Source organism: Pseudomonas vlassakiae (genome assembly GCF_014269035.2).
Taxonomy (GTDB): domain Bacteria; phylum Pseudomonadota; class Gammaproteobacteria; order Pseudomonadales; family Pseudomonadaceae; genus Aquipseudomonas; species Aquipseudomonas vlassakiae.
Genome location: NZ_JABWRP020000025.1, coordinates 16291 through 34295, shown reverse-complemented (window position 1 = coordinate 34295; position 18005 = coordinate 16291). Strand labels below are relative to the sequence as shown.

Here is an 18005-nt window from a genome sequence, read left to right as displayed (position 1 = left end):
CCGCCACAGCGGCCCCATCAGCCCCGAGGTTTTTCCGCAGGCTGCCACAACACCTCGGCAACCCCCTGCCGCCGTCCAATGATCCGCGCTGCCACGAACAGCAGATCCGAAAGCCGGTTGATGTAAGCCAACCCGACCCCCTCCAACGGCTCCAGCGCATTCAACTGCTGGCATCGCCGCTCCGCACTGCGCGCCAGGCTGCGGCACACATGGGCCTGCGCCACCAGCGCCGAGCCACTGGGCAGGATGAAGTTCGTCAGCGGCCCCAGTTCTTCATTCCATACATCGATCGCCGCTTCGAGCCGCTCCACTTCATCCTGGTTCAAGGCCTGGTAGCTGGGCATCGCCAACTCGCCACCCAGGTCGAACAAGCGATGCTGGCATGGCGCCAGAACACTGCTCACCTCATCCAGCTTGTGCTCATCCAGGCCAGCCAGCAGCAGCCCGAGCTGGCTGTTGAGGCTGTCCACCTCACCGATCGCCTCGACCCGTGGGTGGTCCTTGGGTACCCGTCGCCCGTCGCCCAGGCCGGTTTCGCCTTTGTCGCCAGTGCGGGTGTAGATCTTCGACAGGCGATAGCCCATGTCATGCCTCCGTGTGGGTCGGCGCAGCCGCTGGCGGCTGGCCGAGGGGCAGGCGCAGGGTGAAGCAGGTGCCCTGGCCGGGCGTGGACTGCACTTCCATCTGCCCCTTGTGGTTGTTGGTGATGATGAAGTACGAAACCGACAGCCCGAGCCCGGTGCCCTGGCCGATCTCCTTGGTGGTGAAAAACGGCTCGAAGGTGCGCTTGCGAACGGCTTCGGGCATGCCCACGCCGTTGTCCTCGACCTGGATCTCGGCCCACGGCGGATTCAGTTTCGTTCGCAGGATGATGCGCCCTGGCTCGCTGGGCTGCGGCCGCTGATGGATGGCCTGGGCGGCGTTCTTGAGCAGGTTCAGCAGCACTTGCTCCAGCTCGTTGGCAGTGCAGGGCACCGGGCCCAGGTTGGGGTCGAACTGGCGGATGATGGCCTGGCCCTTGAAGTCGAAGCCGATGGTCAGGTCGAAGTCGTTGCTGGCGATCTCCACGGCCTGGTCGATCAGCGCCGGCAAGTCGCAAGGCGCCAGTTGGCGGTTGCTGCGACGGCTGAAGCTGAGCATGTGGGTGACGATCTTCGCCGCGCGAGCGCCGGCCTGCTGGATGCCGTCGAGCAGTTGCGGTACTTCGCGGTTTTCCAGGTAGCGGTTGACGTTGGCCAGGTCGATGCCCAGCTCACTGGCCTGTTCCTGGTTGCGCGGCAGCTCTGCCGAGAGGCGTCGGCGAATGTTCTGCACGTTGTGCAGGATCGCGCCCAACGGGTTGTTGATTTCATGGGCCATGCCGGCTGCGAGGCCGCCGACCGAGAGCATCTTCTCCGATTGCACCATCATCTCTTCCAGCGACAGGCGCTGGGTGATGTCGTCGATACGGATGACCACGCCGCGGCCGCCGCCGCCCGTCAGCGGGTAGAAGGTCAGGGCGTAATGACGCAGGTCGTCGCCCTTGGGCCAGGTGACCCGCTCGATTTTCGCCACCCGGTGCTTTTCGACGCTTTCCTTGAGCTGCGGCAGGAACGGCTTGAGTGGTTCGAAGGCGATGAAGATCGGCTGGTTCAGCGCTTCGTCCAGCGGCGTGCCGGAAAGCACCGTGGCCTCGTGGTTCCACTGCGTGACATAGAGTTGCTCATCGAGGGCGATCAGGGCCGAGGGCATGGAGTCGATGATGCTGTTGAGGTAGTTCTGGAACCCGGTGAGCTTCTTCTCGATCTTGCTGCGCACCTGGACTTCCAGCTCCAGTTTGCGATTGGTGTTACGGGTTTCCTCGGCCAGGCCTTGGGCTTGGTCGTAGGCTGTCTGGAATTCGTCGCGGGTGCGCTTGAGTTGCTGCTCGCGGGCCTCGATACGCGAAAGCATGGTGTTGAAGGCTTCGGCCAGGCTGCCGATTTCATCGTCGTTGCCGCGGGTGGCGCGCAAGGCATAGCTTTCTTCGCGGGTGACCTGACGGCTGAGTTCTTCGAGCTGGTTGATCGGCTGGGTGATCAGGCGCTTGATCTGCCGGGCGATGACCAACCACAGCAGGATGCTGAACACCAGGATCGCCAGGCTGGCGCTGAGCGTGCCGGTATAGAACGCCGTGGGCAGCTCACTGCTGGCCACCAGCAACAGGTGCGCCGGTGGGCTGGCGTCGCGCGGGATGCGGATCAGCTGGGTGCTGCGAAACTCCATCAGGCGCCAGCCGTCGATGTTGCGGTAGCGCTTGGGCAGGGCCAGTGACTCGCCGTGCTGGAGCTGGGCCAGCATGCTGCCGTCGCCGCCGTAGATGGCCGCGGCTCGCAGCGGCGTGTAGCGGTCCAGCTCCTTGAGCAGGGCCGTGGCGGTCTCGGTCGAGTCGCCGGCACGGGCCGACAGTTGCGGGTTGGCCACCAGCTTGCCGATGGTCTGCAACGCCTGCGGCGCCATGCTCTCCTGGGTGATCCAGTAGGCGGCGCTGATGAAGGTCAGGTTGGCGACCAGCAGGATGGTCACCAGCAGTACCAGCAAGGCTGCCAGCAGTTTCTGCCCGACCGGGAGGTTTTCCAGGCGTTGGCGCAGGCTCATGGGCAAGGCAATGTCCGTATTGGGTTGACGTCAGGCGCTGGGCAAACCACGCGCTCGCAGGTTATCGACCAGGCGCTGGTGCAGGTGTTCCAGCTGCGGCAACGCCATGCCGTGGCGCTCGGCTGCCCGGCAGGCATGGCCCAGCAGGTAGTGCACTTCGGTACGCCGGCCAGCGCGCACGTCCTGGTACATGGAAGAGTAGTTGGCCGCAGTGGCCAGGATCACCCGCAGCACTTCTTCGCCCAGATCGGCTGCGGCTTGGGGCTGGCCGCAACGGCGCAGCAGCTCGGCCAGTTCCGTGCTCAGTGCTTCGACCTCGCCGAGGTGCCCGAGCAAACCGCCGTTCTGGCAATCGTGCAGCACGGTCAGCGGGTTGATGGCGCAGTTGAGCGCCAGCTTGCGCCACAGGCGGGTAAGGATGTCGACCGTCCATTCGGCGGCAATGCCCGCGTCGTTCAGGTCATCGAACCACTCTGGTGGGGTGGGGTTGGCCGGGTCCCCCAGCCAGTTGAAACCATGACCGGCGAAGCGCACTCGCCAGTCGTCCTCGCGGAATGCACCTTCGGTGCTTGAGGCGAAGATGCAGCGGGCGAGGGGGGCCTGGTCGGCGACTTCGTCCTGGCTACCCAGGCCGTTCTGCAACAGCACCAGTTCCGCGCCCTCAGCCAGGCGCGGCGCCAGGCGGGCGACGGCGGGAGCGGCATCGTAGGCCTTGCAGGCCACCAGCAGGCGATGGATGGGGCCGCCGGACTCGGCCGTTTCGGCCGGGATGGCGTAGCGGCGGGTTTGCTCCTGCTCGGTCAGCGTCAGGCCGCCGGCCTGCTGGTAGGCCTGCAGGCGCTGCGCATCACGCAGGATCAGGCGTACTGCCTTGCCGGCGCGTGCCAGGCGGCAGGCCCAGAGGCTGCCGAGGCTACCGGCGCCGAGAATATGCCAGGTGCTGCTCATCTGCGTTTCGCAACCCGTTATAATGAGCCCGCATTTTAACCCGCTAACACCGACGCGCTCCATGTTCAGACTGAGCGCGCGTTTATTTTATGGAGATTACCCATGCCTTCGTTCGACGTGGTATCGGAACTGGACAAGCACGAAGTGCAGAACGCGGTCGACAACGCCATCAAGGACCTCGATCGCCGCTATGACCTCAAGGGCAAGGGCAGCTTCGAGTTCAAGGACAAGGAGCAGACCGTGGTGCTGACCGCCGAGGAAGAGTTCCAGCTCGAAGCCATGCTGGAAATCCTGCGCCTGGCGCTGGTCAAGCGCAAGATCGACGTCAAGTGCCTGGAAACCAAGGATCCGTACGCCTCGGGCAAGGAAAAGAAACAGGAAGCCAAGTTCCGCGAAGGCATCGACAAGGACCTGGCCAAGAAGATCGTCGCCACCATCAAGGACGGCAAGCTCAAGGTCCAGGCCGCGATCCAGGGCGAGCAGGTGCGTGTCACCGGCAAGAAGCGCGACGACCTGCAGGAGGCCATTGCCCTGCTGCGCACCAAGGAATTCGACATGCCGCTGCAGTTCAACAACTTCCGCGACTGATCGCAGGGTTGCCCGGAACCTCGATGGCGCAATGATGTCCATGGGGGCCGTGGCCGCTGGATGACCGGCGGCCTGCTTTACTGTGTACGTGCCGCACGGCATCAGGAGATGAATACATGGATTTGAACGCTGAAGTCGATCAGCTGGTCCGCCAGTCGCAGACCTGGATCCCCATGATCATGGCGTATGGCAGCCGTCTGCTGCTTGCGCTGGTGACCTTGGCCATCGGCTGGTGGATCACCAACAAGGTCAGTGACCGCTTGGCCAGGCTTGTCGGCCTGCGGGTCGCGGACCCGGCGTTGCAGGGTTTCATTCGCACGTTGGCCAACATCGTCATGAAGGTGATGCTGGCGATCAGTGTGGCGTCGATGATCGGCATCGAGACCACTTCGTTCGTGGCAGCCATGGGTGGCGCTGTGCTGGCTGTCGGCCTGGCGCTGCAGGGCAGCCTGGCGAACTTCGCCGGTGGCGTGCTGATCCTGATGTTCCGCCCGTTCCGCATCGGCGACTGGATCGAAGCGCAGGGTGTGGCCGGTACCGTCGATAGCATCCAGATCTTCCACACCGTGCTGCGTACCGGTGACAACAAGACCGTGATCATGCCGAACGGTAGCCTGTCCAACGGCATCATCACCAACACCAACCGCCAGCCGACGCGCAAGGTGGTGTTCGACGTCGGCGTGGACTACGAGGCCGACCTGCAGAAGGCGCGCAACGTCCTGCTGGAATTGGCACGGGACCCTCGCGTGCTGCCGGACCCTGCTCCGCAGGCGGTGGTCGCGACCCTGGGCGACAGCTCGATCACCGTGTCGCTGCGCCTGTGGACCAAGACCTCCGACTACTGGGATGTGATGTTCATGCTCAATGAGCATGCCCGTGACCGGTTGAAGGCCGAAGGGATCGACATTCCGTTCCCGCAGCGGGTCATCCGCGTGGTGCAGGAGACCGCCGCACAGTAATACCAGACGGGGCCGCGAAAGCGGCCCCGGTCTTTTGCAGCCGCCCTTACACTTGCTCACAGCAATTCCTCGCGTTTTCTGGCATATAGCCTGACCCCTCCTGCCTGCACCCGATACGCCATCATGAAACCATTGCTTTACATCACACCTCTTCGGGCCCTCTTGTTCGGTCTGACCCTGGCCCTGTTCGAGCTGCTCACCTACCTGGCCAGTGACGCCGTGATGCCGGCGATGCCGGTGGTGGTCGAGCACCTGAACGCCAGCCCCGAATACATCCCGCACGCGCTCAACCTGTACCTGCTCGGTGGCGTGGTGCTGCAATGGCTGATCGGCCCACTGGCCGACCGCTATGGGCGCCGTCCACTGTTGCTGGCCGGCTGCGCGTTCTTCGGCGGCGCCTGCCTGGCCACCTACTGGGTGCAGGATATCGGTCTGTTCAACTTGCTGCGCCTGTTGCAGGGCATCGGCCTGGGCTTCGTGGTGACGGTCAGCTACCCGGCACTGAACGAGTCGTTCAGCGAAGCGGACGCGGTGCGCATGATGGCACTGCTGGCCAACATCGCCTTGCTGTCGCCGCTGCTCGGCCCGCTGGTCGGTACCCTCATGCTGCAATGGCTGGACTGGCGCTGGCTGTTCGTGGCCTTTGCCATCGGCGCGGTGGCGTGCTGGTTGCTGCTGCATCGGCTGATGCCGGAAACCCTCGGAGTGGAGCGTCGCGATGGTTCACGCCTGCCGTTCACCCCTATCCATCTGCTGCCACTGCTCGTCGGTTACGGCCAGTTGCTGGCCAACCGCAGGTTCGTTGCCGGCAGTGCCGCGCTGGGGCTGGTGGGCCTGCCACTGATTGGCTGGATCGGTCTGTCGCCGGTGCTGCTGATTCACGATGAGGGGCTGAGTACGATGGAATATGCGTTGTGGCAGTTGCCGGTGTTTGGTGGGCTGATCCTGGGCAACCTGATCATCAACCGCATCGCCGACCGCTACCCGCTGCCGGCCCTGGTGCGCGGCGCCCTTGGGCCTTACCTGGCCGGCTTGTGCCTGATGGTGCTGGCGACCTGGGTATGGCCGACGGTGACCAGCGTGGTCGCTGGCATGTCGCTGTATGCGTTGGGGCTGGGCGTGGCCAATGCGGTGCTGTACCGCATGACGCTGTTCGCCAGCGAGCAAAGCAAGGGGCTGGTGTCGGCGATGCTGGGGATGATCACCATTGCCTTGCTGGGGCTGGGTGGTGCGGTTCTGGCGATGATCGGGGCGGGGGACAGCTTGTTGCACTTTGCCCTGGCTGCCGGAGTGGCGGGTGCCTTGGCATTGTGGCCGCTGTGGTTCGTGGTCGGTGGGCGGCCTGGGGAAGGGGCTGTGGCTGAATGATCTTTGTGTCTGTACCGGCCCTTTCGCGGGTAAACCCGCTCCTACAGGTTCTCCACTTGCCTTGAAGGCGGTGTGGTAACTGTGGGAGCGGGTTCACCCGCGAAGAGGCCGGTACAGGCAGTGAACGATCAGGGCTGCTCGGCCGCCGGGTTATCCACCGGCACCTGCTTTCCCCGGCTCACTTCCTGGCGCCAGTGCAGCGCGATCAGGATCAGCGTGGGCACGCCCAGCAACGCAGTGATCAGGAAGAAGTCGTGATACCCGTATTTCTCCACCATCACTCCTGAATAGCCGCCGATCAGGCGTGGCAGCAACAGCATGATCGAACTGAGCAAGGCATATTGCGTGGCCGAGAATTTCAGGTTGGTCAGGCTCGACAGGTAGGCGACGAACGCCGAGGTCGCCAGGCCCGAGCTGAAGTTGTCCAGCGAAATGGTCACCACCAGCATTTCCAGGTTCGGCCCCATGTCGGCCAGCATCAGGAACAGGATGTTGGTGGCCGCCGAGGCCGCGCCGCCGATGAACAGGATCGGCAGGATGCCGAAACGCACGATCAGCAAGCCGCCGACGCCCGCGCCGACCAGCGTCATGATCAGGCCGAACACCTTGCTGACGCTGGCGATCTGGTCCTTGGTGAAGCCCATGTCGATGTAGAACACGTTGGCCATGACGCCCATGACCGTGTCTGACATGCGATAGGTGGCAATCAGGCCGAGCAGCAACAGCGCCTGCCAGCGGTAGCGGGAGATGAAGTCGTGCACCGGTGTCAGTACCGGGGCCAGGCCACGCCGGCCCATGCTCGAAAGGCAGGCCCAGGTCAGCAGCACGTAGAGGATCAGGCGCAGGAAGGCACGGTCTTCGAGCAGCAGGTCGAGAGGCGTCGCATCGCCGGAAATGACGCTCGACCAGCCGGTGTTGAACATCTGGGTAAAACTGGCCGGCACCGACACCAGCAGGATGATCAGCACGAACACCGAGGCCATCTGATGCATCAGGCCATAGCGTGCGGCCGACAGCTGGGTGCGCATGGGCACCGCTGGCTCACGCATCACCAGGGTGGTGAACAGTGCCGGTAGCATCAACACACCGAACAGCACGTACGTACCGGCCCAGGCCTTGTGCAGGTAGCTGAAGCCGGTGGAGCCGAACCATTCGGCGAAGAACAGCGCGCCTGCTGTCGCGAGCAGGGCGGCAACCCGGTAGCCGGCCATGTAGCTGGCGGCGAGGGCCGCCTGGCGCTGGTCGTCGGCAATCTCCAGGCGATAGGCATCGACGGCGATGTCCTGGGTGGCCGAGGCAAAGGCCACCAGCACCGCCAGGGCGATCAGCCAGGAAAGGTGCTGCTGCGGGTCGCACAAGCTCATGCCGACCAGCCCGATGACCACCAGCGATTGCGACAGCAACAGCCACGAGCGTCGTCGCCCCAGGCCGCCAAGCAGCGGCAGGCGCCACTGGTCGAGCAGCGGTGACCAGACCCATTTGAAGGCATAGGCCAGGCCGATCAGGCTGGCGTAGCCAATGGTTTCACGGGCCACGCCGGCTTCACGCAGCCACACCGACAGGGTCGAGAACACCAGCATGTAGGGCAGGCCGGCGGCAAAGCCCAGCAGCAAAAGTACCAAGGTTGACGGGCTGGCATAGGCAGCGAGCGCAGCGCGCCAGGTTTTACGGGGCATGGGCCAACATCTGCCTCAAATTTGCGAAAACAAAGCGCGCACTCTAACCGCTGTGCTCCATCGGACGCCAGCCATGGCGCGTCAGATCCACACGATTATTGGTCACATTCACGCCCTCTGCGCGCAGTCTGGCCCGCTGTTCATCGCCCGAAGGCGTGCCCAGCGCCAGGCTCAGCCGCCCGCCAGCACCGAGTACCCGGTGCCAGGGCAGACGCGTGTCGGCTGGCAACTGCCCAAGGGTACGCCCGACCCAACGTGCCGCCCGCCCAAGCCCTGCCAGCTCGGCGAGCTCGCCGTAGCTGACCACCTTGCCCTCGGGTACCTGGCCAAGCACCGAATACAGCGCCGTTCGTCGGGCTTCGGGCGATGCCAGGGTGTGCTCATATCCCTCAGGCATCACGGCTGCCATGGCCTGGGATGAAACCGGACGAATGGTCACGGCAAATGAGAGTTGAACTCAACGGCATGCTCCTGGGTCAGTCCTTGCTCTGGTCGGTGGTATCTGGATAATGCCCGGCTTTTTTCGTCAAATCGAACCTGTAGCGCGCTTATGTATTCTAGATCCTTACTTTGCCTGTTGACCGCTTCCCTGTGCGCCAGCCCGGTGTTCGCCGACACCGTGTGGATGAAGAACGGCGACCGGCTCAGCGGCAAGATTCGTGTATTCGACGGGGGCAAGCTGCTGCTGGAAACCCCCTATGGCGGCTCGATCTCGCTGGACTGGAAACAGGTCCAGACCCTGGAGAGCGACCAGGAACTGCTGGTCAAGCAGGACGCCTACAGCGGCGAGAAGGCCAAGTCGCTGAAGGCTGCCGAGCCGGGCAAGGTGACCCTGGCCAACGGCGATGCACCGAAGACGGTCGACCTCGCCAGTGTCCAGCAGATCATGAAGCCGAAACCGCTGGTCGAGGACTTCATCTGGAAAGGCAACGTCGACCTGGCCATGGACTACAAGCGCGCCGAGACCGACAGCGACGACTACGACGTCGACTTCAAGACCACCGCTCGCCACGGCCGCTGGCGGCACAATGCCGAAGGCGAATACAACCGCGAAACCAAAGACGACGTCACCACCACCGACAACTGGAGCGCCGAATACGCGCTTGACCGCTTCCTCACCGAGAAGTGGTTCTGGCAGGGGCGCATGGAGTACAAGCGCGACCGCATCGAAGACCTCTCCCGCCAGCGGACGATCGGTACCGGCCCTGGCTACCAGTTCTGGGACGACGAACTGGGCGCGTTCTCGCTGGGCTCGCTGATCAACCGTACCGACTTCGAGTACCAGGACGGCGCCAAGGACAATTTCTACTCGGCGGCGGTGAAGTGGGACTACACCCGCTACCTGATCGGCAAGAATGTCCAGCTGTTCACCAATGGCGAGTTCGCCAAGCCGCTGGGCGGAGTGGCCGACTACGCGCTGGATGCCGAAGTGGGGCTGCGCTACAAGGTCACCGAATGGGCTTCGCTCAACCTCAAGGCAGAGAAGGACATCATCACCGGGACGCGCGACAGCGATCTGGACAAGACCCGCTATACGGCAGGGTTCGGTGTGACCTGGTAACGCGCCGGGGGCTGCGCAGCAGCCCATTGGCGCTGGCAGCTGATAATGCTTATCTTGTCAGCATCCAGTCCGCCGTCAGGAGCCGCCCTCACGTGAGTACCAACGCCATTCGCCCCGCCCGGGAACTGCTGCTCAAGGAATACCGCGGCGTGCTTTCGACCCATTCCAAGTCCATGCCTGGCTTCCCGTTCGGATCAGTGGTGCCCTATTGCCTGGATGCCCAGGGCAATCCGCTGATCCTGATCAGCCGCATCGCCCAGCACACGCACAACCTGCAGAAAGACCCCAAGTGCTCGCTGCTGGTCGGTGAGCGCGAAGCCGAAGACGTGCAGGCCGTAGGCCGCCTGACGGTGATGGCCGAGGCACACAAACTGGTCGACGAGGCTGCCATCGAGGCCGCCGCCGAGCGCTACTACCGCTACTTCCCCGATGCCGCCAACTACCACAAGGCCCATGATTTCGACTTCTGGGTCCTGCAGCCAGTGCGCCATCGCTACATTGGCGGCTTCGGTGCGATCCACTGGCTCGACCAGGTAACCCTGGCCAATCCCTTTGCGGGCAAGGCAGAGGCGAGCATGATCGAGCACATGAACAGCGACCATGCCAATGCCATCGCTCATTATGTCGCGCTGAGCGACCTGCCGCGCAGCGTGCCGGCACAGATGGTCGGCATCGACAGCGAAGGCATGCACCTGCGTATCGGCCAGGGCATCTACTGGTTGGCATTTCCCGCTCCCTGCAACACCCCGACACAAGTGCGCGAAGCCCTGGTTCTGCTGGCCCGCGCCGACCAATGGCCGACTGCGACTGAAGTCGAGGCTTGAAATAGCGAGCGCATGCATCCATCTGTAGGTCTTACAGGAAGGGTCTCTTCCGACGAGGAATGCTTTGATGCGTGCTTTTCTACTGCTGTTTCTCCTGTTTCCGGTGCTGGAGCTGTTCGTTTTCGTGAAGGTTGCCGGCGCCATCGGTTTCTTTCCGGCGCTGCTGCTGATCATCGCCGGTTCTGCTCTGGGTGTGCTGGTGGTCCGCGTGGCCGGCCTCGCCACCGCCCTGCGTGCCCGTGAAAGCCTGCAGCGTGGCGAACTGCCCGCCGAGGACATGTTCCAGGGCCTGATGCTGGCCGTGGGTGGGGGGTTGCTGCTGTTGCCCGGCTTCATCAGCGATGTGCTGGGCCTGCTGTGCCTGCTGCCGTTCACCCGCCATCTGGCGGCGCGCAAGATGCGCCAACGCGCGGAAGCCCAGGCGATGCGCCAGCGTGCGTTCCAGGACGAGCCGTTCCAGGCACCGCCGCGTGACGGCGGCCATCGGCCGAACGTGATCGAAGGCGAGTACGAGCGCCGCGACCAATAATCAGAGCTGTATCTTCCGGGGCCGCGCAAGCGGCCTCGGTCTTTTTGAGCGCCCTGAAATTTTTTGCATATCAAGCCTTGTAATTGCATATGGCGGCCTCATGTATGTGGTCACCGCAAGGTTTCTGGTGGTAACACCAGTCATGACAAAGGTGGTTCGCCCTTTGCGGGCCACCCCCGGCATCGCCGGATTGCATTAACCCGCCGGTTTCGTACCGGCCGATGAAAACCACTATTTGGGAGAGATCGACAATGAAGCTTCGTCCTCTGCATGACCGCGTAGTCATCCGTCGCAGCGAAGAAGAATCGAAAACCGCTGGCGGTATCGTCCTGCCGGGTTCGGCCGCAGAAAAACCAAACCGCGGTGAAGTCGTTGCAGTTGGCACCGGTCGCGTTCTGGAAAACGGCGAAGTACGTGCGCTGGCCGTTAAAGTCGGTGACAAAGTGGTATTCGGCCCTTACTCGGGCAGCAACACCGTGAAAGTCGATGGCGAAGACCTGCTGATCATGGCCGAGAACGAAATCCTCGCCGTTATCGAAGGCTGATTTTCCCCGACTTCCCGTTACTCCAAAGATTTTTCAAGGATTAAACGATCATGGCTGCTAAAGACGTAAAATTCGGCGATTCCGCTCGTAAGAAAATGCTGGTTGGTGTCAACGTTCTGGCTGACGCAGTAAAAGCGACCCTCGGCCCGAAAGGCCGTAACGTAGTGCTGGCCAAGAGCTTCGGTGCTCCGACCATCACCAAGGACGGCGTTTCCGTCGCCAAAGAAATCGAGCTGAAAGACGCCTTCGAAAACATGGGCGCCCAGCTGGTCAAGGAAGTTGCTTCCAAGGCCAACGACGCTGCCGGTGACGGCACCACCACCGCTACCGTTCTGGCTCAGGCCATCGTCAACGAAGGCCTGAAGGCCGTCGCTGCCGGCATGAACCCGATGGACCTGAAGCGCGGCATCGACAAGGCCACCGCCGCCGTCGTCGCCGAGCTGAAGAACCTGTCCAAGCCATGCGCCGACTCCAAGGCCATCGCTCAGGTAGGCACCATCTCCGCCAACTCCGACAACTCCATCGGTGAAATCATCGCCGAAGCCATGGAAAAAGTCGGTAAAGAAGGCGTGATCACCGTTGAAGAAGGCTCGGGCCTGGAAAACGAACTGTCCGTCGTAGAAGGCATGCAGTTCGACCGTGGCTACCTGTCGCCATACTTCGTCAACAAGCCGGACACCATGGTTGCCGAGCTGGAAGGCCCGCTGCTGCTGCTGGTCGACAAGAAGATCTCCAACATCCGTGAGCTGCTGCCAGTTCTGGAAGCCGTTGCCAAGGCCGGCCGTCCTCTGCTGATCGTTGCCGAGGACGTCGAAGGCGAAGCCCTGGCTACCCTGGTGGTCAACAACATGCGCGGCATCGTCAAGGTTGCTGCGGTCAAGGCACCGGGCTTCGGCGACCGCCGCAAGGCCATGCTGCAGGACATCGCCGTCCTGACCGGCGGCCAGGTCATCTCCGAAGAAATCGGCCTGACCCTGGAAACCACCACCCTGGAGCACCTGGGTAACGCCAAGCGCGTCATCCTGTCCAAGGAAAACACCACCATCATCGACGGTGCTGGCGTTGACGCCGACATCGAAGCACGCGTCAAGCAGATCCGTGCCCAGATCGAAGAAACCTCTTCGGACTACGACCGTGAGAAGCTGCAAGAGCGTCTGGCCAAGCTGGCTGGCGGTGTTGCCGTGATCAAGGTCGGTGCTGGTACCGAAGTTGAAATGAAAGAGAAGAAAGCCCGCGTTGAAGACGCCCTGCACGCTACCCGCGCAGCCGTCGAAGAAGGCGTGGTGCCTGGCGGTGGTGTTGCCCTGGTTCGCGCCCTGGCAGCCATTGCCGGTCTCAAAGGCGACAACGAAGACCAGAACGTCGGTATCGCCCTGCTGCGTCGCGCTGTAGAAGCTCCGCTGCGCCAGATCACCGCCAACGCCGGCGACGAGCCAAGCGTTGTCGCTGACAAGGTCAAGCAAGGTTCGGGCAACTACGGCTATAACGCCGCTACCGGTGAATACGGCGACATGATCGAGATGGGTATCCTCGACCCAGCCAAGGTCACCCGTTCGGCTCTGCAAGCCGCAGCTTCGATCGGCGGTCTGATGATCACCACCGAAGCCATGGTTGCCGACCTGCCGGAAGACAAGCCAGCTGCTGGCATGCCTGACATGGGCGGCATGGGTGGCATGGGCGGCATGATGTAAGCCAGCCTTACCCCCTGCACCCAGAAAAAGCCCCGCCTAGTGCGGGGCTTTTTCATTTTCAGGCGACGCGATGCTCGGCGGCTGGCGCCTCGACCATGCCCTTGCGGTACAACACCAGGTAATACGAGCCCAGGCCGATCAACCAGCAGAACACCGCGGTCCACACGTTGTGCGACAGGAAGTGCGCGCCCTGCAGCATCCGCCCCAGCCCCAGCGCCGAGCCGGCCGCCAGGGCTACCGCGAAGGCCACCCGCGCCAGCTTCGGCTTGCGGTCACGCAGCATGAAGAACAGGCCGAACAGGCAGAAACCGGTGGCGGCATGCCCACCTGGCCAGCACAGGCCAGGCTTGTCGGTCGCCGGGCGATGTTCCAGCAGCTTGCTGTAGGTTTCCTTGCCGCCGAACTGGGTCAGGCTCCAGGGGCATTGGACCTGGGTCACCTTCTTCAGTGGCGTGACGAAGGCGGTTGACAGCCCCAGCGCCAGCACCAGGCAACCCAGCTCGCGGCGCCAGCTGAACAGGCGCTTCCAGAAGAAACTCGAAGCGAACGCGCCCAGCGAGATCAGGCCAAGCAGGATCACGCCTTGCTTGACCCGGTCATGCATGACGGTTTCCAGCAGGTAACTGTGACGCCCGATGAACTGCCCGGCGGCGGGGTCGTAGAACAGGTTGGCGACGTCCATGTCGACCGAAGTCAGTTCCAGCAGGAGCAGGGTCGCGGCAATGGCCAGCGGTATGCCCAGGTACAGCCAGAGGTTGATCGGACGCGGACGAGTGCGTTGTTGCATGACAGCTCCAGGGGCTAAAAAGACCGGGCATTGTCATGCGCCCGCTATTCTCTGTCCGTGAAGGATCAGTGAAAAAACTGTCAAGTTCGCTGAATTTGCCCCAGGGCTGGCACAGTAACGGCGATGGCCTTAAGCTGCGCCTGCCGCGCACCGTAGCGAAGCGCTGCACAGGAGAACCCGATGCGTATTCTTTTGGTTGAAGACAACCGCGATATTCTTGCCAACCTTGCCGATTACCTGGGCATGAAAGGCTACACCGTCGACTGCGCCCAGGACGGCCTGTCGGGCCTGCACCTGGCCGCCACCGAGCACTACGACCTGATCGTGCTCGACATCATGCTGCCCGGTATCGATGGCTATACCCTGTGCAAGCGCCTGCGCGAGGATGCCCGCCGTGACACCCCGGTGATCATGCTCACCGCCCGCGACCAGCTGGACGACCGCCTGCAGGGCTTCCGCTCCGGTGCCGATGATTACCTGCTCAAGCCTTTTGCCTTGTCCGAACTGGCCGCGCGCATCGAAGCGGTGCTGCGCCGGGCCCAGGGTGGCGGGCGCCGTACCCTGCAGGTCGCGGACCTGAGCTACGACCTCGATACCCTCGAAGTGACCCGCCAGGGCCGCCTGCTCAAGCTCAACCCGGTCGGCCTCAAGCTGCTCGCCGTACTGATGCAGAAAAGCCCGCACGTGCTGCGCCGCGAAGTGCTGGAAGAAGCCCTGTGGGGTGATGATTGCCCTGACAGCGACAGCCTGCGCAGCCATGTGCACCAGCTGCGCCAGGTGATCGACAAACCGTTCGAAAAACCGCTGCTGCATACCGTCCATGGCGTCGGCTATCGCCTCGCCGAGGGCCGCGATGGAGTTTAAGCAAAGCCTTGCCCAGCGCATCATCATCGCCTTTGCGTTGATGAGCGCACTGGTGGCCGGCGCCTTCGCCTTCGGTATCGTCGCCACCGTGCATCTGGTTGAGGAGCGCCTGATCTCATCGGTGCTCGGCGGCGATCTGCAGCGCCTGCTGCGCATGGACAGCGTCAGTGACTGGAGCCACCGGCCACGGCCTGACCAGCTGTTCTACTTCAGTGGCGGACGCGATGATTTCGAGCTGCCCAAGGACTTGCGCCACCTCGATGTGGGCTTCCATGAGGTATTTCGCGACCAGCTGTCCTACCACGCGATGGTCGAGATCGTCGATGGTCGCCGCTACGTACTGCTGCAGGACCAAAGCGATTTCGAAGAGCGCGAGCGGGTGCTGTTCGCCGTGGTGGTGGTGGGCTTCGTGCTCAGCCTGGTACTGGCCGTGGTGCTCGGCTGGTTACTGGCGCGCAGGGTCATGGCACCGGTCATCCGCCTGGCGCGCCAGGTTCGCCATCGTGACCAGTTGCTCGGCCTGGCGCCGCCTTTGGCACCCGACTACGCGGCCGATGAAGTCGGGCAGTTGGCGGTGGCGTTCGACGATACCCTCGGCCGGCTGCGTGATGCGCTGACCCGCGAGCGTCTGTTCACCAGCGATGTCAGCCATGAGCTGCGCACACCGCTGATGGTGCTGGCCACCTCGTGCGAACTGTTGATGGAAAACCCCAATCTGGATACCCGCTCGCGCAACCAGGTGGAGCGCATCGCCCGCGCCACGGAAGAGATGCGCGAGCTGGTCAAGACCTTCTTGATGCTGGCGCGTGCCCAGCGTGACCAGGGCGCCGTGGCGTCCCAGGCAACCCTGCGCGAAGTCGCCGACGACTTGATCGGGGTGTGGCGCGATACCATCGAGCAGAAAGGCCTGGCGCTCTACTATGACGGCCAGGTCAGTGCAGGCCCATTGCTGTACAACGCCACCTTCCTGCACTCGGTGATGGGCAACCTGCTGCGTAATGCCGCGCATTACACGGATAGCGGTTATATCCGCCTGAGCCTGGAGCTCAACGGCTTCAGTGTCGAAGACAGTGGCGTGGGTATCCCGGAGGAAAAGCGCGAGGCCATGTTCCAGCCTTTCGTGCGTGGCGAGGAGCGGCGTGGCGAAGGCCTCGGCTTGGGCCTGTCGCTGGTACAGCGGATCTGCGATGACCAAGGCTGGCGGGTGACATTGACCTCGACCTCGCCGCACGGCTGCCGCTTCCAGGTGGACCTGAGCCAGAGCGCGGAAAAGACTGATCCCACCCTGTAATATGATGAAACAGTCCTGCCGTTTGATGACGTTATTTTCACATTGGCATGACCTGTTTCCCACGGTTTGTTACCTAAGGTAGGCGCATTGAAGATAGGAGCCTCTCGATGCGCAGCCCGATCAAACTCGAATTTTCCGAAAAGTACGACCAGCAACATGCCCAGGCGTATTTCCTCAAGCATCAGGATGGACTGGCCCGGCGCCTGTCCCACAAGCGCGACGAGCATCTCGCCCGTCGGGCGCTGACGCTGGCCGGAGAACCGGGCCTGGTCCTCGATCTGCCCTGTGGAGCGGGCCGATTCTGGCCGCTGCTGGCGGAAAAGCCGAATCGGGTGATCATCGGCGCCGACAACTCCGAGGCGATGATCAAGACCGCCTGTGCCGCACAACCGCCAGAAGTGGTGGCGCGGGTACGTCCTTTGCAGACTTCGGCATTCGCGATCGATTTGCCGGATAATTCGGTCGACAGCATTTTCTGCATGCGGCTGTTTCACCATATCGGCCAGGCGGCTCATCGCAAAACCATTCTTGACGAGTTTCAGAGGGTTAGCCGTGACAGCGTAATCCTGTCATTGTGGGTGGACGGCAACTTCAAGGCTTGGCGCCGGCAGAAGCTCGAGCAAAAGCGCAGAGCCAACGGCGAGCAAGGCAGCTATCAGAACCGTTTCGTGTTACCGGCAGAAACGGTCGAAGCAGAATTCAAGGCCGCCGGCTTCAGAATCCAGGAGCGCCTCGACTTCCTGCCGTTCTATGCCATGTGGCGGGTATATGTATTGCGTAAGGGGTAGTGTTTGATGGCTGTAGCCCAAAATGGGGAGTCGCGGTTCGATTTTTACTGGCGCCAGCAAGGTGAATGGGTCGAGGAACCCAACCAGCGGCGCGGTGGTGAAAGTGGCGTACAACGTCTGAGGGATGGCAATGGCAAGGTGCTGTATGCCAAGCGTCAGGTTGGCCATATCTATCGCAGCCTGTTACACCCATTCGGCAGGCCGACGGTGTTGCGCGAGCTCGATGCACTGAACAGCTTCGAACAACTCGGCGTGCGCGTGCCACGTATCGTGTTTTGTGGTGCCGAGCGTGATCCTGAGCATCAATGGCGTGCGCTGCTGGTCAGCGAGGCGCTGGATGGCTTTGTCGAGCTCGATACCTGGCATGCAGAAGGTGCGCGCGAGCGGTATCCCCAGGTGGTGCATGAACGCATGCTCAAGGACCTGGCCGACAACCTGGCACGCATGCACCTGGGGCATTGGCAGCATGGCTGCCTGTACGGCAAGCACGTCTTCATCAAGGTCATCGGCGAAGGTGAGCAGGCCCGCGTCGAAGTAGCACTCCTGGACCTGGAAAAGTGCCGACGACGCATCAGCTGTCAGCGGGCTGCGGGCAACGACCTGCGCCAGCTGCGCCGCCACTCGTCGTTAAATGACACGGAATGGCAAACGCTGCTCTATTTTTACCAGATGGCGTTTGGCAGCGCTGTCAAAGGGTTAGGGCAATGAAACTAGAAATCGCTCGAGCTTTGTTCCTGGTGGCTGGGTTGGCTGTGACCACGGCGGCGGTAGCTGCCTGGGAAGAGCCGCGGCCTGTGGTGTTCAGCAAGGCTGGCCAATGCGCGGTGCCGCATACGGTCAAGGCGCAGCAGAACAAGGCTGAACCAGACCAGGACTTGCTGTTGTTCCTCTTCGGCATGCGCCAGGGGCTGCGGCCGTTTGGCTGATGGCGCTCGAGCAAGATGAAGGCCTCGCGAACGCGAGGCCTTTG

19 protein-coding genes are annotated in these 18005 nt (G+C 62.8%); 13 read left to right on the top strand and 6 right to left on the bottom strand.

Translation table 11 applies throughout. The features are described 5' to 3' along the window. Nucleotides 1–17 precede the first annotated feature (17 nt). The 3 genes from HU738_RS23435 to HU738_RS23425 are packed head-to-tail and all read right to left on the bottom strand — an operon-like array spanning nt 18 to nt 3564. Entirely contained in the window at nt 18–584 is a 567-nt protein-coding gene (locus HU738_RS23435) for a cob(I)yrinic acid a,c-diamide adenosyltransferase (RefSeq protein ID WP_186601265.1), read from the bottom strand. Nucleotide 585: 1 nt separating this feature from the next. Beyond that, nucleotides 586–2616: a sensor histidine kinase gene (locus tag HU738_RS23430; protein ID WP_186601266.1), complete on the bottom strand. Its 2031-nt coding sequence runs from the start codon at nt 2614–2616 to the stop codon at nt 586–588. 30 nt (nt 2617–2646) lie between these two features. Next, nucleotides 2647–3564 (bottom strand): putative 2-dehydropantoate 2-reductase, encoded by a 918-nt coding sequence (locus HU738_RS23425; protein WP_186601267.1) that lies wholly within the window; start codon nt 3562–3564, stop codon nt 2647–2649. 102 nt (nt 3565–3666) lie between these two features. Between HU738_RS23425 and HU738_RS23420 the strand changes: the two genes are divergently transcribed. The 3 genes from HU738_RS23420 to HU738_RS23410 all read left to right on the top strand — a co-directional run bounded on the left by HU738_RS23420 (nt 3667) and on the right by HU738_RS23410 (nt 6479). Beyond that, nucleotides 3667–4152, top strand: a complete 486-nt coding sequence (locus HU738_RS23420) for a YajQ family cyclic di-GMP-binding protein (protein ID WP_054884610.1) — start codon at nt 3667–3669, stop codon at nt 4150–4152. A 116-nt stretch (nt 4153–4268) separates the two neighbouring features. Next, nucleotides 4269–5111, top strand: a complete 843-nt coding sequence (locus tag HU738_RS23415) for a mechanosensitive ion channel family protein (protein ID WP_186601268.1) — start codon at nt 4269–4271, stop codon at nt 5109–5111. A 123-nt stretch (nt 5112–5234) separates the two neighbouring features. Beyond that, nucleotides 5235–6479 (top strand): MFS transporter, encoded by a 1245-nt coding sequence (locus HU738_RS23410; RefSeq protein WP_186601269.1) that lies wholly within the window; start codon nt 5235–5237, stop codon nt 6477–6479. Between the two features lie 128 nt (nt 6480–6607). Here HU738_RS23410 and HU738_RS23405 read toward each other — a convergent pair whose 3' ends face one another. Then, nucleotides 6608–8155: an AmpG family muropeptide MFS transporter gene (locus tag HU738_RS23405; RefSeq protein WP_176508328.1), complete on the bottom strand. Its 1548-nt coding sequence runs from the start codon at nt 8153–8155 to the stop codon at nt 6608–6610. Nucleotides 8156–8198: 43 nt separating this feature from the next. Beyond that, on the bottom strand, nt 8199–8552 hold the full coding sequence (locus tag HU738_RS23400; protein ID WP_186601270.1) for an MGMT family protein: 354 nt from the start codon (nt 8550–8552) through the stop codon (nt 8199–8201). A 153-nt stretch (nt 8553–8705) separates the two neighbouring features. Between HU738_RS23400 and HU738_RS23395 the strand changes: the two genes are divergently transcribed. The 5 genes from HU738_RS23395 to groL all read left to right on the top strand — a co-directional run bounded on the left by HU738_RS23395 (nt 8706) and on the right by groL (nt 13305). Next, on the top strand, nt 8706–9716 hold the full coding sequence (locus HU738_RS23395; RefSeq protein WP_186601271.1) for a DUF481 domain-containing protein: 1011 nt from the start codon (nt 8706–8708) through the stop codon (nt 9714–9716). Between the two features lie 92 nt (nt 9717–9808). Continuing rightward, the gene (locus HU738_RS23390; RefSeq protein ID WP_176508331.1) at nt 9809–10540 is read left to right on the top strand and encodes a HugZ family pyridoxamine 5'-phosphate oxidase; all 732 of its coding nucleotides are present in this window, start codon (nt 9809–9811) and stop codon (nt 10538–10540) included. A gap of 67 nt (nt 10541–10607) precedes the next feature. Next, nucleotides 10608–11069, top strand: a complete 462-nt coding sequence (locus HU738_RS23385) for an FxsA family protein (RefSeq protein ID WP_054884603.1) — start codon at nt 10608–10610, stop codon at nt 11067–11069. A 251-nt stretch (nt 11070–11320) separates the two neighbouring features. Beyond that, nucleotides 11321–11614: a co-chaperone GroES gene (locus HU738_RS23380; RefSeq protein WP_054884602.1), complete on the top strand. Its 294-nt coding sequence runs from the start codon at nt 11321–11323 to the stop codon at nt 11612–11614. Between the two features lie 50 nt (nt 11615–11664). Continuing rightward, nucleotides 11665–13305, top strand: a complete 1641-nt coding sequence (groL, locus tag HU738_RS23375) for a chaperonin GroEL (RefSeq protein WP_176508333.1) — start codon at nt 11665–11667, stop codon at nt 13303–13305. A gap of 58 nt (nt 13306–13363) precedes the next feature. Here the strand turns inward: groL and HU738_RS23370 are convergent, their stop codons facing one another. Next, nucleotides 13364–14092: a phosphatase PAP2 family protein gene (locus HU738_RS23370; protein WP_186601272.1), complete on the bottom strand. Its 729-nt coding sequence runs from the start codon at nt 14090–14092 to the stop codon at nt 13364–13366. Nucleotides 14093–14272: 180 nt separating this feature from the next. Here HU738_RS23370 and colR point away from each other — a divergent pair, with 180 nt between their 5' ends. The 5 genes from colR to HU738_RS23345 all read left to right on the top strand — a co-directional run bounded on the left by colR (nt 14273) and on the right by HU738_RS23345 (nt 17961). After that, nucleotides 14273–14956, top strand: coding sequence for a two-component system response regulator ColR (gene colR / locus HU738_RS23365; RefSeq protein WP_003255215.1), 684 nt, complete (start codon nt 14273–14275; stop codon nt 14954–14956). Further along, on the top strand, nt 14946–16247 hold the full coding sequence (locus HU738_RS23360) for a sensor histidine kinase (RefSeq protein WP_176508335.1): 1302 nt from the start codon (nt 14946–14948) through the stop codon (nt 16245–16247). The genes colR and HU738_RS23360 overlap by 11 nt, the downstream gene beginning before the upstream one ends. A gap of 107 nt (nt 16248–16354) precedes the next feature. Then, nucleotides 16355–17035, top strand: a complete 681-nt coding sequence (locus HU738_RS23355; RefSeq protein WP_186601273.1) for a class I SAM-dependent methyltransferase — start codon at nt 16355–16357, stop codon at nt 17033–17035. A 6-nt stretch (nt 17036–17041) separates the two neighbouring features. Continuing rightward, nucleotides 17042–17743: a lipopolysaccharide kinase InaA family protein gene (locus HU738_RS23350; RefSeq protein ID WP_186601274.1), complete on the top strand. Its 702-nt coding sequence runs from the start codon at nt 17042–17044 to the stop codon at nt 17741–17743. Continuing rightward, the gene (locus HU738_RS23345; protein ID WP_176508338.1) at nt 17740–17961 is read left to right on the top strand and encodes a hypothetical protein; all 222 of its coding nucleotides are present in this window, start codon (nt 17740–17742) and stop codon (nt 17959–17961) included. Before HU738_RS23350 ends, HU738_RS23345 begins: the two co-directional genes overlap by 4 nt. Nucleotides 17962–18005: the final 44 nt, after the last annotated feature.